This window comes from Bifidobacterium sp. ESL1118 (assembly GCF_058505595.1).
Map to the genome: position 1 here is coordinate 398,769 of NZ_CP196371.1, position 15,365 is coordinate 414,133.

Genomic DNA, 15,365 nt, shown 5'->3' on the forward strand with positions numbered 1-15,365 from the left:
TAAGACTTAATTCGTACACAAGATAAGGAGTGATTGATGGCAGAACTTACCATTGATCCCGCCAAGGTGCGCAAGGCTCTCGACGAATTCGTCGAGTCCTATCGCCCCAGCGATTCACCCACTCAGGAGGTGGGGTACGTTGAGGCGGCCGGAGACGGCATTGCGCATGTGACGGGATTGCCTGGTTGCATGGCCAACGAGTTGCTGACCTTTGAGGACGGTACGCTCGGTTTGGCGTTCAACCTTGATCCTCGTGAGATCGGCGTGGTTGTCCTTGGTGACTTCGCCGGCATTGAAGAGGGGCAGGAAGTCAAGCGCACCGGCGAGGTGCTCTCCGTCCCAGTCGGAGACGGCTTCCTGGGTCGCACCGTTGACCCGCTAGGCAAGCCGATTGACGGCTTGGGAGAGATCAAGAGCGAAGGCCGAAGAATGATGGAGGCGCAGGCCCCCGATGTGATGCACCGCCATCCGGTCGACGAGCCGCTTTCCACGGGTCTCATGGCCATCGATGCCATGACTCCTATCGGCCGTGGCCAGCGTCAGCTCATCATCGGCGACCGGCAGACGGGTAAGACCGCCATCGCCATCGACACCATCATCAACCAGAAGAGCAACTGGGAGAGCGGCGACCCGAAGAAGCAGGTGCGTTGCATCTACGTGGCCATCGGTCAGAAGGGCACCACCATCGCATCCGTGCGTAAGAGCCTGGAAGATGCCGGGGCCATGGAGTACACTACCATCGTGGCCAGCCCTGCCTCCGATTCTGCAGGGTTCAAATACATAGCCCCCTACACCGGTTCGGCTATCGGCCAGCACTGGATGTATCACGGCAAGCATGTGCTCATCGTCTTCGATGATCTTTCCAAGCAGGCCGAGGCCTATCGATCTATCTCCTTGCTGCTGAGGCGCCCACCGGGGCGTGAGGCTTACCCCGGCGATGTGTTCTACCTGCACTCCCGTCTGCTGGAACGCTGCGCCAAGCTCTCCGATGATTTGGGCGGTGGCTCGATGACTGGTCTGCCGATTGTGGAGACGAAGGCGAATGACGTTTCGGCGTACATTCCAACCAACGTCATCTCCATCACTGACGGTCAGATCTTCCTGCAGTCCGATCTCTTCAACGCCAACCAGCGTCCTGCTGTGGATGTGGGTATCTCCGTCTCCCGTGTGGGTGGAGACGCGCAGACCAAGGCGATGAAGAAGGTCACGAGTACGCTGAAGATTTCCTTGGCTCAGTATCGTTCGTTGCAGTCCTTCGCCATGTTCGCATCCGACTTGGATGCAGCGTCGAAGCAACAGCTGACCCGCGGGGCAAGGCTCACCGAGCTGCTCAAGCAACCCCAGTTCTCGCCGTATTCCATGGAGCAGGAGGTCGTGGCGGTATGGACCGGCACCCATGGCAAGCTTGACGACCTTGAGGTTGCCGATGTGCTGCCCTTCGAACATGGACTCTTGGACTATCTCGACCACAACACCGACGTGCTCAAGGTCATTCGTGACACCGGTGACTTTAGCGACGAAACCGAGCAGAAGCTCGATGCGGCGGTGGACGCGTACCGTTCCAACTACGTGACGAAGGCGGGCACTCCTCTGGTGACGAAGAAGCCAAAGGCCGATTTCGTCCCGGCGAAGGTCGAGCAGGAGAAAATCGTGGCGGGGAGCAAGTAGCCTATGGTTTCGCAACTCGCATTGAAATCGAGAATCAACTCCACCACGTCGTTGGGCAAGATCTTCAACGCGCAGGAGATGATTGCGTCCTCGCACATTTCCAAGGCCCGTACCGTGGCCTTGAATGCGAAGCCGTATAGCGATGCGATTTTCGATGCCGTGCAGGCTCTTGCAGCGCACACCGACATCGATCATCCAATCGTGAAGAACCGCCAGGTCTCCAATCCCCAGGTTGCCGTCTTGGCGTTGACGGCTGACCGCGGCATGGCCGGTGCGTATACGTCCTCGGTGATTCGTGAGACCGAGGCCTTGCTCGATAGGCTCGACGGCGAGGGCAAGCAGCCACAGTTGTATGTGTATGGCAGACGCGGTATTTCGTACTACAAATACCGCGGCCGCACCATTGCGGACACGTGGGAGGGCCAGACCGACCACCCGGGTGTTGAGGTGGCTCGTCAGATTTCCGACGAACTGCTTTCTGACTACATGAAGCCCGCTGAGAAGGGCGGTGTCTCCGAGCTGTACATCGTCTTCACCGAGTTCATCAACATGGTGGTGCAGAAGGTGCGCGTGCTACGGATGCTGCCTGTGCAGCTGGTTGGCGGGTACACGGCCAATCGCAACGAGCAGGCCGCAAGGGCCCATCAGGAAGCTGTGGGCAAGGCTGCGGGGCAAGGCACTGACGGCGATTCATCCAAGGATCAAATCACCGAGGCCACGCAGGACGTCGAAGGCAGTGACGAGAACCTCAAGGCCAAGTCGGTCAGGCCGGCCACGCCATTGTATCTGTTCGAACCGAGCCTGAACGAAGTGCTTGACTCGATTCTGCCTAAGTATGTCCAATCGCGCATCCACGAGTGTCTTCTTACGGCAGCTGCGTCCGAGACGGCGAGCAGGCAGAACGCCATGCACACTGCAACGGACAATGCCAACAATCTGATTGACGAGCTCACACGCAGGCTTAATGCTTCGCGCCAGGCCTCCATCACACAGGAACTTACTGAGATTATCAGCAGCGCGGATGCGCTTAACAAGAAGGAAGAGTAGGGACGCATATGGCTGAAAATCAGACAACAGCGGCCACCGAAAAACCCGAGGTCGATTTGGGTGCCGGACGCGTCACACGTGTTCAGGGCTCCGTTGTCGACGTTGAGTTTCCAGCGGGCCACATGCCCGATATCTATAATGCCTTGAAGGTCAACATCAGCAATGTTGGTAACGAGGAAGGCGAAAGCGTCAAGGAGATCACCCTTGAGGTCGAGCAGCACTTGGGCGACTCCACGGTGCGTGCCGTGGCTTTGAAGCCGACCGATGGACTGGTGCGTGGCGCTTCGGTCACGGATACGGGCGGCCCCATCGAGGTGCCGGTCGGCGACGTGACCAAGGGCCATGTCTTTGATGTCACGGGCAACATCTTGAACGCCAAGCCCGGTGAGCATATCGACATCAAGGAGCGTTGGAGCATCCATCGCAATCCTCCCGCCTTCGACCAGCTTGAAAGCAGCACGAAGATGTTCGAAACGGGCATCAAGGTCATCGATCTGCTTACCCCATACGTAGAGGGTGGCAAGATCGGCCTCTTCGGCGGTGCAGGCGTTGGCAAGACCGTGCTGATTCAGGAGATGATCCAGCGCGTGGCGCAGAACCACGGCGGCGTCTCCGTGTTTGCAGGCGTTGGCGAGCGTACCCGTGAGGGCAACGATCTGATCGGCGAGATGGCGGCTGCCGGCGTCCTTGAGAAAACCGCCTTGGTCTTCGGGCAGATGGATGAACCGCCGGGAACCCGTCTTCGTGTGCCGCTGACGGCACTGACGATGGCCGAGTACTTCCGTGACGTGGAGAATCAGGATGTGTTGCTCTTCATCGACAACATCTTCCGCTTCACCCAGGCTGGTTCCGAGGTCTCCACGTTGCTGGGCCGTATGCCTTCGGCAGTGGGCTACCAGCCGAACCTGGCCGATGAGATGGGTGCCTTGCAGGAGCGCATCACATCCACGCGCGGCCACTCCATCACCTCCTTGCAGGCCGTGTATGTGCCGGCGGACGATTACACTGACCCTGCTCCCGCCACGACGTTCGCTCATTTGGACGCCACCACCGAGCTTTCTCGTGATATTGCGTCCCAAGGCATTTACCCGGCCGTCGATCCGCTATCCTCCACGTCACGAATCTTGGATCCGCGCTACGTGGGTCAGGATCATTACGAGGTTGCCAATCAAGTCAAGGCCATTTTGCAGCGTAACAAGGAGCTGCAGGACATCATCGCATTGATCGGCATCGACGAGCTCGGTGAGGAAGACAAGACCACCGTCAACCGTGCCCGCAAGATCGAGCAGTTCTTGGGCCAGAACTTCTACGTTGCGCAGAAGTTCACCGGCAGGCCAGGCTCCTACGTGCCGGCCGACGAGACCATCGAAGCCTTCAAGCGCATCTGTGAGGGCAAGTACGATGAGGTCCCCGAGCAGGCATTCAGCGGCATCGGCGGCATCGATGATCTGGAGCATAAGTGGCACGACATGCAGAAGGAATACGGTGAGTGACATGGCCGGATCCTCAATTCATGTCAACATTGTGTCAGCTGACCGCCCGCTATGGAGTGGCGAGGCCGCCAAGGTCACCGTTCCTGCCGCCGGTGGGCAGATGGGCATCATGCCCAACCATGAACCCATTCTTACGGTCATTGAGGATGGTCCGGTGTCGGCACTTGATATGGACGGGAAACGTCATACGTTTAATGTATCCGACGGTTTCATCTCGTTTGACTCCAACGTGTTGACCGTTGCGGCTCAGGAGGGCAAGGCTCCGGAATCGGCTGAGTGATACGGGGTCGAAGACCATTGCGCCAAGGCATCCACTGTTCAAGGTGGGTGCCTTTTGTCGTTTTGCAGCGAGGCCCCATGCCGTGGTGTCGTCTTGGGGCCATTCAATCGCGCATATCGACTATTCTCAGCAGTATGACTACCATCAGGGAAGTGGCAAAACGCGCAGGGACATCGGTGACTTCAGTGTCCCTCTCGCTCAATCATCACGAGGCGGGGCATGTCAAACCTGAAATCGCCCATAGAATTCGTCGGATAGCCCGGGAGATGGGCTATCGTCCCAATCCTCTTGCCAGCTCCCTTCGCACCAGCCGCACGAAGACCATTGGATTTGTCAGTGAGGAGATTGCCACTACACCCTATGCCGGTGAGATCGTACTGGGGGCGCAGGATGCGGCCAGTGAGCTGGGGTATATGCTTTTGTTGGTCAACACTGATGGCAAGGCCAGCGAACAGCAGGAAATCGATGCTCTGAAGCGATATGGTGTTGACGGATATCTGTACGCCAAGATGTACAACCGCGTCACCCAGCGGCCGTCATCCCTTCAAGGTGTGCCCACTGTCATCGTCGATGCCTCCGATGCCACTGGCGAGACGCCTAGCATTTCGCCCGATGAGGTGTCCATCGGCTATGATGCCACGACTCTACTCATCAAGGCCGGCTGTAAACGCATTGCGTATATCGGCTGCTCCGAGAATCTTCGGGCGGAGCCGCTCCGTGCGCAGGGCTATGAGCAGGCGTTGAGAGAGTACGGGCTGCCGGTGGACCCGAAGCTGCGTATTGCGGTCGGTAACAATGGACCGGCCCTTGAAGCTGTTTATCGGCTATTTCAAACCGCGCACCCCGATGCATGTTTCTGTTTCAACGATGCCAGAACGTGCTACGTGTATGCCTGTGCCATCAAACTGGGGCTGCACGTCGGAAGGTACATCTCGGTGGTTGGGGTCGACAACCACCGCGTTGTGGTGGAGACGCTTTCTCCGAAGCTGACCACGGTGGCGTTGCCCCATTATGAGATGGGGTACTGGGGCGCACGCAAGTTGGTCAGTCAGATTGAAGGCCGCGAGCCTGGTGTTCCCAGCAGCCTGGCCGGTCAGCAGAGCCTTCGAACGACGTTGCCCCCGCTCAATGGCTCAGCCGAAAGGACCTTGATTCACTGCAGGCTTATAGACAGGGAGTCTGTGCGTCAGGACTCCTGATTGAGGGTTGGATGTTCTGATGCCGTGTTGAGGTTTTCGTTGAGCGGTGTGTCTGCTGGCGTGCGGATTTGATGTTGTTCACGGTAAATTGTGTTATCTACATGGGTTCGTCGCAATGCATCTGAGCAAATAAGAGTGAGTTGATGAACAAACTAGAATAATATCGAATTATTGCATAATAATGGATGAAAATGCATGAATATCCGTGTTCGCCTTGACGAAAAACGTTTCCCGTTCTATATTGATACATGATGCAGCTCAGCGGTGAGGCAGTTTGCATCTGCAGCGGGGCAGTCCCCGCGGTCGGCGTGCAGCGGCGCCGAAACGAGAAAGGTGAATTATGGCAATCAACGCATCAAAAACGTACCGGAACCCCTCGTACCTCGAGAGTTCAACCGGTATCTTCATGTTCTTCTGTGCGTGGGGCATCTGGTGGTCTTTCTTCTCCCGATGGCTCACGGATCCTGTGCACGGTCTAGGTATGACCGGAGCTCAACAGGGCGAGATTTACTCTTTTAACTCTTTTGTAACGCTGTTTATCATGTTCTTCTATGGCGTTATTCAAGATAACCTTGGCATCAAGCGTCGTCTGGTCGTCGTGGTCTCCTGCATCGCAGCCTGCATCGGGCCCTTTGCGCAGTTCATCTATGGCCCGCTTCTTGCTGCCGGTGGCACCAAGCGTTTCGTAGGTATGCTGCTCGGCTCCGTCGTGCTTTCAGCAGGTTTTATGGCAGGCTGCTCGTTGTTCGAGGCGTTGACTGAACGCTACAGCCGTTTCTTCGGTTTTGAATATGGCCAGGCCCGCGCGTGGGGGTCCTTCGGCTACGCATGCGTGGCGCTTATCGCCGGTCCGCTGTTCAACATCAACATGTACATCAACTTCTGGCTTGGTTCTGCATTTGGTGTCGGCATGATTCTCATCTATGCGTTCTGGCGTCCAGCCGAGCAGAAGGAAGAGCTCAAGAAGGAGGCCGATCCCAACGCACCGCGGACCAACCCGACGGCCAAGGAAATGATTTCCGTGCTGGGCATGGGTTCCCTGTGGCTGCTGATCATCTTCATGTTCTTCACCAACACCTTCTACACCGTCTTCGACCAGCAGATGTTCCCCAACTACTTCACATCGTTGTTTGCCACTCCTGATCAGGGCAACCAATGGTACAGCATCCTCAACGCCACCGAGGTGTTCCTCGAATCAATCATGATGGGCGTGGTGCCTATCATCATGGATCACATCGGAGTTCGCAATTCATTGCTGCTTGGCGCTTTGGTCATGTGTGTGCGTATCGGGCTGTGTGGCGTGGCCACCAACCCGGTCATGATCTCCATCGTCAAGCTCTTCCACGCCATCGAGACGCCGTTGTTCAGCTTGCCGGCATTCCGCTACTTCACCCTGCATTTCAATACGAAACTTTCTGCGACCCTGTATATGGTCGGTTTCCAGATAGCCTCCACGCTGGGGCAGAGCTTCATGTCCGTTCCGTTGGGCAAGCTTCATGATCAGATCGGACCCCAGAAGACGTTCTTCGTCATCTCTGCCATCGTGCTGTGCGCTCTTATCTACGGCTTCTTCATCATCAAGAAGGACAACCAGCAGGTGGATGGCGATCCATTCATACGTGTCAAGGACCGTAAGAAGATCGATGCCGGTGCAGGTGCCGGTGACTAGTCTGACCAGATTTTCGGCTGAATCCCAGGCCGGTTTAGGGCCAGTGCCACTGTAAGTTGGCTCAAAAGAACGCAAACAGGCATGAATCCGTTCCTTTGGGCCAACTAATTAGCTAATATGATGGAATATCCACACAATTCACGAGAAAGATGTCAAAGATGAGTAATTCGAATCCCGTATACACTCCTATTCGCGACGAGGACGTTGAACTTGCCAAGGCTGAAGCCAGTGTTGAAGAGCTTGCATTGGAACGCAACGACAGATGGTACCCCAAGTTTCACATAGCCTCCAACGGCGGATGGATCAATGACCCCAACGGCCTGTGCTATTACAAGGGGCGTTGGCACGTCTACTACCAGCTTCATCCCTATGGCACCCAATGGGGTCCGATGCATTGGGGGCATGTCTCCAGCACCGACATGGTGACTTGGCGGCGCGACCCGATTGCCATGGCTCCTAGTCTTGAACAGGAAAAAGACGGCGTGTTCTCCGGTTCGGCTGTGATCGATGACGACGGCAAACTCAAGTTCTATTACACCGGGCACCGTTGGAACAACGGCAAGAACGATAAAGACGGACAGTGGCAGGTTCAGATGCTTGCCGAGGCGGAAGACGACGATGCCACCAAGCTCAACAAGCTGGGTATGGTTGTGGACTGCCCACGAGACAAGGTGGATTCGCACTTCCGTGATCCCAAAGTGTGGAAGCAAGACGGTGTGTGGACCATGATTCATGGTGTCTCAACAGCCGACCAAAAGGGTCAGATTTGGATTTACACCTCTGAAAACATGACTGATTGGACATTTTCGAACGTGTTGTATGAGAGCCCCGATCCGAATGTGTTCATGTTGGAGTGCCCCGACTTCTTCCCGCTCAAGGACAACAACGGCAACGAGAAGTGGGTTATCTGCTTCTCCGCACAGGGTGCGCGTCCCAACGGATATATGAACCGCAACAAGGACAATGCCGGCTACATGATCGGTACCTGGAAGCCTGGCGAGGCATTCAAGCCGGAGACTGAGTTCCGTCTTTGGGATTGTGGCGCCAACTATTATGCCCCGCAGTCCTTCGAGGTGGATGGCAGGCGCATCATGTACGGCTGGATGAGCCCGTTCGAGGGCAACGCACCGATGCAGTCCGACGGTTGGTGCGGCCAGATGACGTTGCCGCGCGAGGTGTTTCTTGGCGATGACGGGGACGTGCATACCGTTCCGGTGCCTGAGGTCGAACGGCTGCGCATCAACACCTTCGAGCATGTGCCTCGTACCATTGAGACCAATGAAGAGGCATTGGTGGATGAGGATAAGGAAGCCGCCGAAATCGAGCTTGACATCGATCTCAAACATTCCACCGCCGAACGTGCCGGGCTCAAGGTGCATGCCACGCCTGACGGATCGTACACCTACGTCGCTTTTGACGCCCAGGCAGGAACCGTGGTGATCGATCGTCAGGCAGCCGCCCGTGGCGATCGTGGGTATCGTGCAGCCCGTCTTTCGAAAGAGGAGCTGGATGCCGATGAGCTCAAGCTGAGAGTCTTCGTTGACCGTGGTTCCCTCGAAGTGTATGTCAATGACGGCCATTATGTGCTCAGTTCCTACAGCTATCCATCGGACGGTCCGCGTGCCATCAAGCTAACCAGTGAGTCCGGTGTGCTGTCGGTCAAACGACTGACCGTTCACGACATCAAGTCCATCGGCTTGGAGTGATGGTTCCGGCATCGCAGAATTGGCACTGCTGAAGCAGATCCTTCGAATGCGCGCAGTCCTAGGCAAAACTGCACCGTACGTAGTGCAGGTCTGCCTAGGACTGCGTTGTTATAGTGTTGGTGTCACGCTAGAGTATGTGTTTGTGCGAATTATTGTTGCGGATTGCAGTGCAGAGTATTCTGGCCGGCTCAATGCCTACCTACCGATGGCAAAGCGAGTGCTGCTGGTCAAGGCTGACAACAGTTTTCTTATATTTTCCGAGCTCGGCTCATACAAACCGCTGAACTGGATGGCAGCTCCCTGTACGATTCGTGAGATTGATGGCAAGAGCGCCGAAAATGGCGCAGACGTTGATGACGCCGGCGCAGTTGAAGAATCCGCTGGGCATTGTTCGGCTTCAACTGTGAGTAGTGATGAGAATCTTGGGGTTTCGGCAGACCAAGAAGACGCAGTCGGTAGCGCAGCCACTGTCGATGGCGTATCGGTTGGTGCATGGGCCGAGTCCGATGGCCTCAAGGATGATGCTTGCCAAGGCGAGGGCAATCAGCCTGCACAAACAGTGTTCCGGGTGGCGTCTGATAAATCAGATGATATTCTAGAAGTGACGGTTGCCAAGGTCTATTTTGATCAGACGTTTGATTTAGGCGAGGATCCAGGTCTTGTCAAGGACGGTGTGGAGGATCATCTTCAGCGCTACTTGGCTGAGCAGATCGAGCGCATAGGCAAGGGGGCCACGTTGGTTCGTCGTGAGTATCCGACTCCCGTGGGGCCGGTCGATATCATGGCCAAGGATGCATCGGGCCAGCATGTAGCCATCGAAATCAAACGGCACGGCGGCATTGACGGTGTGGAGCAGCTTACGCGGTACTGCAAGTTGCTCAATAGGGATCCGCTGGTGGCTCCGGTCCGAGGCATTTTCGCGGCCCAGACCATCACTCCCCAAGCCAAAGTGCTGGCACAATCGAGAGGTTTTGAATGCCTGATTTTGGATTATGGCGATATGAAAGGCACCGAAGACGGTGCTTTGCGTCTTTTCTAGGTGTACACCGGAAAATCGTACAGAGAAAGACAATATGGGGGCATTGCATTTTCCGCATTTCTGTTTTCAGTGTCCTAAAAAATCAATAAAAGTCCCCTCTCAGTGAAAATTGTATGGTGTTTGGCCGAATTGCTATTGCCCGTAATGCAAGAGTGTGTATACTGACGTCTATGATGACCACAGAATTTGCATTAGGCGCCCAAAGCGCACTGTTGCGTTGTTTGGTTTCTGCTTGTCGTTGCTGTCGTTGAATGCCAATCCATTGACAATGATAGTTGGGTATTCACTTTCGATATAGCAAGACCCCGTTTTATTCATGCAACCGCATGTATTCTGGGGGAACGGTTTGTGGCAGGTCGTTATTTCGCTCATTGCACCAACTTGCGGTTCCTGTGTTGGTCTTCGAGTGCTGTAAGTAGTTATGATGGCTTTCGCCATGGGTTCATGAGTGTGGTTTTGCAGATCAAGGACCGTGAACGATGACTGAAAAAGAGGGGAGGAGTGTGGTTTGAACTGGACGTTTATTAGCCAGAATGCGCATTTCTTCGTCAGTGCCGCGTATATGACGGTGTTCATCTCGTTCTTTGGCGTGGTCTTTTCCATATTGCTTGGCCTGGTATGCGCTTCAATTGAGCTTTCTCGCACACCTGTCCTCAATCCCATCGTTCAGGTCTATGTGGAGCTTTCTCGAAACACGCCGCTCTTGGTGCAGCTCTACTTTCTCTATTTTGGCCTGCCCAAGCTGGGTGTTACGTGGAGCGCCGAAACCTGCGCCATCGTGGGACTCACCTTCTTAGGCGGCTCCTACATGTCGGAGGCCATGCGTGCGGGCTTCCAGGCAGTGCCCACGGTGCAGCGTGAGAGTGCCAAGGTGTTGGGCCTGACGACGCTGCAGACGCTTACGCATGTGATACTGCCACAGGCTTTGAGCAGCGCCATTCCAGGTATTGTGGCCAACGTGATCTTCCTTGTCAAGGAGTCGTCGGTGGTTTCGGCCATTGCGCTCGCGGATGTGATGTACGTGACCAAGGACCTTATCGGCGTCTCGTATAACACCTATGAGTCGTTGCTGCTGCTGATCATCACCTATCTCGTCATTTTGTTGCCGATCTCCATTATCGGCACAGTGCTGGAGAGGAGGTTCGACTATGCAAGGCGTTGATATTCTCTTCCAGCCGGGTGTGTTCCCACGGCTGTTCCAAGGCTTGTGGGTCACGGTTTGGATTGCGGGTGTTTCGGTGGTTCTCTCCGTGCCGGTGGGCCTGTTGGTCGGTTGGCTGATGACGGTTCGTAGCCGTTTGGTGCGTGCCGTCATGCGCGTATATCTTGATTTCATCCGTATTATGCCTCAACTGGCGTTGCTGTTTATTGCGTTCTATGGATTTGCTCGTGCGTTCGACTGGAATCTCGATGCCACGGGTGCTTGCGTGCTGGTATTCGTATTGTGGGGCGGGGCCGAGCTGGGTGATTTGGTGCGTGGCGCCTTGGAATCCATACCGGTGGTGCAGAGTGAAACGGCGTATGTGCTAGGGCTGAGCTCTTGGCAAACCTTCACGCGCATCATCCTTCCGCAGGCGCTGCAGCGTATGCTTCCCGCGAGCGTCAACCTCGCCACGCGCATCATCAAGACCACGTCACTGGCGGCCTTGCTTGGTGTGGTCGAAGTCATCAAAGTTGGTCAGCAGATCATCGATGCGAACCGATTTGCATACCCACAGGCCACCTTGTGGATCTATGGGGTCATCTTCTTCATGTATTTCTTTATCTGCTGGCCACTTTCGTTGCTGGCACGCTATATGGAAAGGCGGTGGGCTCATGAGTGAGCAAGCGGATAGCCATGCGGTGATTGAGGTCAAACATCTTGTCAAACAGTATGAGGGCTCCGATGAGCCGGTGTTGAACGATATTTCCTTCGTCGTGCCCCATGGCAAGGTATTCGTTGTGCTTGGACCATCCGGTTCCGGCAAATCAACGTTGTTGCGTACCATTGCAGGTTTGGAGTCCATCCAAGGTGGCTCGATTGAACTTGATGGGAACACCATAGCGACCGGAACCCCTTTGAATGCCAGCCGGCACGGTGGGGGTAAGTCCTCGTCGCATCAGTCAGCAGGGTTGGCCGTTGGAGACTCCTCCCGTACAGCTCGATTGCGTTCAAGTATCGGAATGGTGTTTCAGAGCTATGACCTGTTTCCCAATAAAACCGTGCTTGGCAATATCACCATGGCTCCCGTTCTGGTGCAGAAACGCAGCAAGGCCGAAGCCAAGAAGGAGGCGTTGGAGTTGCTGGAGCGTGTGGGGCTGGCCGATCGCAAGGATGCCTGGCCCAGCGAACTTTCCGGCGGACAACGTCAACGTGTGGCGATTTGCCGGGCATTGATCATGCACCCACACATCATGCTGTTTGACGAAGTCACGGCGGCCCTTGATCCGGAAATGGTGCGTGAAGTGCTCCAAGTCATCCTTGAGCTTGCCGATCAAGGGCTCACCATGATGATTGTGACCCACGAAATGTCGTTTGCGCGTGCCATAGCGGACCATATCGTGCTGCTTGACAGCGGTGCTCTGGTCGAAGAGTCCGACGATCCCGAGGAGTTCTTCACGCACCCCTCTTCACAGCGTGCCCGACAATTCCTCAACACGCTCACCTACGAGCGTAAGCGGGATGCGTAATCGCATGATTTGGCTGGTTCAGCTTGCTGGTGCGGTTGTCTGAGCTGATGGTTCGCTCGATAGTCGATGCGATTCGATCAATAACTAGATTTCCCGGCAATTCCGGGGTGGTGCCTTCGGGCATTGTGTATGGATGAATATCAATCAATGAAAAGAGGGATGATGGCTGCAAAATTCGTAAGCCGTATCGTAAAGGCAACTGCGAGCATCGGGGCCGCTGCCGCGATGATGGTTTCAGTTGCGGCCTGTGGACCTTCGGGAAGTACACCGAGTGATGGCAATTCCGGAAACACTGCCTCTTCGGGTGCAGGCTCCTCAACGTCCGCTCGCTCGATTGTCGAAATCAAGAAGTCAGGAAAACTCAAGGTCGCTGTCTTCTCCGACAAGGCACCGTTTGGCTATACCGACAAGGACGGCAAGTATCAGGGCTACGATATTTACTTTGCGCAGCGTTTGGCGAAAGACCTTGGAGTGGAGCCGCAATACACGCCCGTTGATCCAGCCGCACGTGTGGACGTGCTTTCGAGCAACAAAGTCGACATCACGCTGGCCAATTTCACCGTCACGCCTGAGCGGGCACAGAAGGTCGATTTCGCCAAGCCCTATATGAAGGTGTATCTCGGCATTGTCTCTCCTGATTCCGCTCCGATTAAGAACGTGAGCGAGCTGAAGAGCAAGTCATTGATCATTGCGAAAGGCACCACCGCCGAACCGTATTTTGAGAAAAACTATCCGGATATCAAGCTTCAGAAGTACGACCAATATGCAGATGCCTACAACGCCCTCCTCGATCATCGCGGGGATGCCATGAGCACCGACAACACTGAGGTGCTTGCTTGGGCCAAGGCCAACAAGGGGTTCACTGTCGGCGTCACGAAACTGGGTGACGAAGCCACCATCGCTCCGGCTGTCAAGAAGGGCAATAAGGAGTTGCTTGACTTCATCAACACCGAGATCGTCAAACTCGGCAAGGAGCAGTTCTTCCACAAGGACTATACCCAGACTCTGGCCCCGGTCTACGGTTCCACTTCCAACCCTGACGACATCGTCATTGAGGGTGGTAAGGGCTGATATGGCAATCGGTTATGCCCACTATCGATTCCCCTATCGATTCGTACAAAATGCCCGGATCGGTAGGGGAATTTTATGATGGATCCATTGTGTTGATTGTTCCGTGTGGAATGTCGGTGCTTCGGCCAAGGTTGGTGGAGTCTGGTTCGGTTTTTGCTGATTTTCGCCGAAACAGCAAAATCAGCCGAGGCCGGTACAGTGGTGTCCATGCATGCTTTACATACAACCAAACATCTTGTCGCTTCTGCCTTGGCCCTGCTCTGTGCGGCAAGTCTGACATTGACCGCGGCGGCTTGCGGTAACGGCAAATCAGATACTTCTTCAAAAAAGTCATCATCTGCAACATCCCAAGCCGATGCCACTGATGGCATCGGCACTCAGATGGCCGGTGTGAGCGCCACCGGCGACCCCGGCAAGAAGCCGAAGGTTACCTTCCATGTTCCAATGAAGGTGATCAACAATTCATACGCTGTCCTGCAGAAGGGCAACGGCGCAAAGATTCAGACGGGTCAGCGTCTGTGTGTGCAAAGTGTGGCGCTCAATGCCAAAGACGGTTCCGAACTCATGAGCTCCTGGGAGAAGAACATCCCTGACTGCTCTCTGGTGATGAACAAGCAGAAGATCAATGCGACATATTACAACGTGCTCATCAACCAGAAGGTCAACTCAACCGTGGCGTTTGGCGTCAATGACAAAAATTCGGCAGGCACCTCCTACGTCATGGCGATCACGGTGATTTCCGCCACTGAAAACCGTGCGCATGGCCAGAAGGTGAAGGATGTCCCTGGCAATCTGCCCAAAGTGACGCTTGACTCCAAAGGCAAGCCGTCGATTGACTTGGGCAATTATCAGCCTGATGGCAAGCTGGTGGTGCAGCCGCTCATCATAGGCAAAGGCCAGAAGGTGGCGCAGAGCGACACAATTGATGCGCATTATACCGGTTGGGTGCGCGGCAAGGATGGCAAACCCTCCCAGTTCGACTCCTCTTGGGACAGGGGCGAGTCTTCCGTGTTCTCTCTGCAGCAGGTGGTCTCCGGCTGGACGAAAGGTTTGGCGGGGCAAACCGTAGGCTCTCAGGTGCTGTTGGTCATCCCGCCCGATGAGGGGTATGGCAATAAGGCGCAGAAGGGCATCCCGGCAAACTCAACCTTGTACTTTGTAGTCGACATCCTCGACGACCAGGGGCAGACGCAGAGCTGATGCCCTTCAAGGCACTACCGCGGTTATCCACAGATAGGTGTTGCGCTGGACGCTCAAGGCCGCTCGGCCAAGCCTACGCCAGCGCAACACCTATCTGTGGATAACCGCTTTCTGCATGGATGGGGCTCTTTTGACGAGCTTGAGTCGGGCTCGGCCAAGCTTACGCCAGCGTAACACCTCCATGTGGATAACCGCTCTGTGCGGGGATGGGACTCTTTTGCAGAGTGAGGGCAAAGATTTCTTGACGTGGTTGGTATTAGCGTTCTTGGGCCATTCGGCTCAATAAGGGTGGCGTTTACTACCGCGATACTTTGCAGGATGTA

13 protein-coding genes are annotated in these 15,365 nt (G+C 55.3%); all 13 read left to right on the plus strand.

All coding sequences use genetic code 11. The annotated features are described in order from the left end of the window. Positions 1 to 36 precede the first annotated feature (36 nt). Positions 37 to 1,668, plus strand: coding sequence for a F0F1 ATP synthase subunit alpha (gene atpA, locus ACSYSS_RS01575; RefSeq protein ID WP_491703774.1), 1,632 nt, complete (start codon positions 37 to 39; stop codon positions 1,666 to 1,668). A gap of 3 nt (positions 1,669 to 1,671) precedes the next feature. After that, complete coding sequence (locus ACSYSS_RS01580) at positions 1,672 to 2,715, plus strand: F0F1 ATP synthase subunit gamma (protein WP_491703775.1); 1,044 nt, start codon at positions 1,672 to 1,674, stop codon at positions 2,713 to 2,715. Positions 2,716 to 2,723: 8 nt separating this feature from the next. Then, entirely contained in the window at positions 2,724 to 4,208 is a 1,485-nt protein-coding gene (gene atpD, locus ACSYSS_RS01585; RefSeq protein ID WP_491703776.1) for a F0F1 ATP synthase subunit beta, read from the plus strand. A gap of 1 nt (position 4,209) precedes the next feature. Next, entirely contained in the window at positions 4,210 to 4,488 is a 279-nt protein-coding gene (locus ACSYSS_RS01590; protein ID WP_491704317.1) for a F0F1 ATP synthase subunit epsilon, read from the plus strand. 134 nt (positions 4,489 to 4,622) lie between these two features. Beyond that, complete coding sequence (locus ACSYSS_RS01595) at positions 4,623 to 5,687, plus strand: LacI family DNA-binding transcriptional regulator (protein ID WP_491703777.1); 1,065 nt, start codon at positions 4,623 to 4,625, stop codon at positions 5,685 to 5,687. Between the two features lie 340 nt (positions 5,688 to 6,027). Continuing rightward, positions 6,028 to 7,356 carry an MFS transporter gene (locus tag ACSYSS_RS01600; protein ID WP_491703778.1) on the plus strand — a complete coding sequence of 443 codons (1,329 nt, stop codon included), beginning with the start codon at positions 6,028 to 6,030 and terminating at the stop codon, positions 7,354 to 7,356. A gap of 149 nt (positions 7,357 to 7,505) precedes the next feature. Further along, positions 7,506 to 9,062 (plus strand): glycoside hydrolase family 32 protein, encoded by a 1,557-nt coding sequence (locus tag ACSYSS_RS01605; protein ID WP_491703779.1) that lies wholly within the window; start codon positions 7,506 to 7,508, stop codon positions 9,060 to 9,062. Positions 9,063 to 9,204: 142 nt separating this feature from the next. Then, complete coding sequence (locus ACSYSS_RS01610; RefSeq protein ID WP_491703780.1) at positions 9,205 to 10,101, plus strand: endonuclease; 897 nt, start codon at positions 9,205 to 9,207, stop codon at positions 10,099 to 10,101. A gap of 562 nt (positions 10,102 to 10,663) precedes the next feature. Beyond that, positions 10,664 to 11,263, plus strand: a complete 600-nt coding sequence (locus ACSYSS_RS01615; protein ID WP_491704318.1) for an amino acid ABC transporter permease — start codon at positions 10,664 to 10,666, stop codon at positions 11,261 to 11,263. Then, positions 11,250 to 11,924, plus strand: a complete 675-nt coding sequence (locus tag ACSYSS_RS01620) for an amino acid ABC transporter permease (RefSeq protein ID WP_491703781.1) — start codon at positions 11,250 to 11,252, stop codon at positions 11,922 to 11,924. The genes ACSYSS_RS01615 and ACSYSS_RS01620 overlap by 14 nt, the downstream gene beginning before the upstream one ends. Then, entirely contained in the window at positions 11,917 to 12,771 is an 855-nt protein-coding gene (locus ACSYSS_RS01625) for an amino acid ABC transporter ATP-binding protein (protein ID WP_491703782.1), read from the plus strand. The genes ACSYSS_RS01620 and ACSYSS_RS01625 overlap by 8 nt, the downstream gene beginning before the upstream one ends. Before the next feature lie 162 nt (positions 12,772 to 12,933). Next, positions 12,934 to 13,842, plus strand: coding sequence for a cysteine ABC transporter substrate-binding protein (locus ACSYSS_RS01630; RefSeq protein ID WP_491704319.1), 909 nt, complete (start codon positions 12,934 to 12,936; stop codon positions 13,840 to 13,842). Positions 13,843 to 14,049: 207 nt separating this feature from the next. Beyond that, positions 14,050 to 15,042: an FKBP-type peptidyl-prolyl cis-trans isomerase gene (locus ACSYSS_RS01635; protein WP_491703783.1), complete on the plus strand. Its 993-nt coding sequence runs from the start codon at positions 14,050 to 14,052 to the stop codon at positions 15,040 to 15,042. Positions 15,043 to 15,365 lie beyond the last annotated feature (323 nt).